The organism is Paraburkholderia sp. 2C (assembly GCF_054589215.1).
In genome coordinates this window covers 1-946 of record NZ_BAAILL010000074.1, presented here as the reverse complement: position 1 = coordinate 946, position 946 = coordinate 1, and the positions used below count along the sequence as shown (strand labels likewise).

2 protein-coding genes and 1 pseudogene are annotated in these 946 nt (G+C 64.2%); all 3 read right to left on the bottom strand.

What is annotated here, in order from left to right:
* On the bottom strand, positions 1-144 hold a 144-nt coding region (locus tag ACYPXD_RS33135; protein WP_459706435.1), incomplete at its 3' end, for a hypothetical protein.
* Positions 145-196: 52 nt separating this feature from the next.
* On the bottom strand, positions 197-526 hold the full coding sequence (nirD, locus tag ACYPXD_RS33130) for a nitrite reductase small subunit NirD (RefSeq protein ID WP_459706433.1): 330 nt from the start codon (positions 524-526) through the stop codon (positions 197-199).
* A gap of 23 nt (positions 527-549) precedes the next feature.
* Positions 550-946 (bottom strand): annotated as a pseudogene (locus ACYPXD_RS33125) (nitrite reductase large subunit); the annotation flags it as partial.

Here is a 946-nt window from a genome sequence, read left to right as displayed (position 1 = left end):
GAGCCCCTTGCTGCACAGCTTGCCGAAGTTCGCCGGGTGAGCGGGGTCGCCCTTCACGCCGGTGATGCGTCCGTCCTCCGCCTCGATCAGCACGCCACAGCCGACGCCGCAGTAACAGCAGGTGGAACGGGTGACGGTTTTCATCGGACCTCCATGGCGCGTCGTGACGTCGGTTTGTTGCTTCACTTATCGCGCGCTAGTCGAGGCACAGATAAACCGTGCCGTCTGCATCGACACGCACCGGAAAGTGGCGCGCGCAGCCTTCATCGGGCGCCTTCGCGAGGCCGCTGGCGAGATCGATATTCCACGCGTGCAGCGGGCAGGTCACGCTCTCGCCGTGCACGATGCCGAGCGACAGCGCGCCGCCCTTGTGCGGGCAGCGGTCGAGCAGCGCGAAGATGTTGTCCTGCGCGGTGCGGAAGATCGCGATATTGCCGTTCTCGCGTTCGAGCACGCGGCTGCCGAGCGGCGGAATGTCGGCGACGGTGCAGATGCGCGTCCACGCGCGGGTCACTTGCATGTCCATGGTCATGTTCCTCGCGTTCGCGCTCAGGCCACAATTCTGAGCGGGATATATTCGTCCTTCTGCATGCCTTCGATGCGCGCTTCCCACGGATCGGGCAGGCCTTCGAGCGAATAGAGCAGCCGTTCGTAGAGCGCCTTGCGGCTCGCCGTATCCTCGACCACTTTCTGCTTCACGTAGTCGAGGCCGACGCGCGCGATGTAGTGCACGGTGCGATCGAGGTAATACGCCTCTTCGCGATAGAGCTGCAGGAATGCGCCCGTGTACTCCTTCACTTCATCGGGCGTCTTCACCTTCACGAGGAACTGCGCGACTTCGGTCCTGATGCCGCCATTGCCGCCCACATACAGTTCCCAGCCGCTTTCGACCGCGATCACGCCGACGTCCTTGATGCCGGCCTCGGCGCAATTGCGCGGGCAGCCC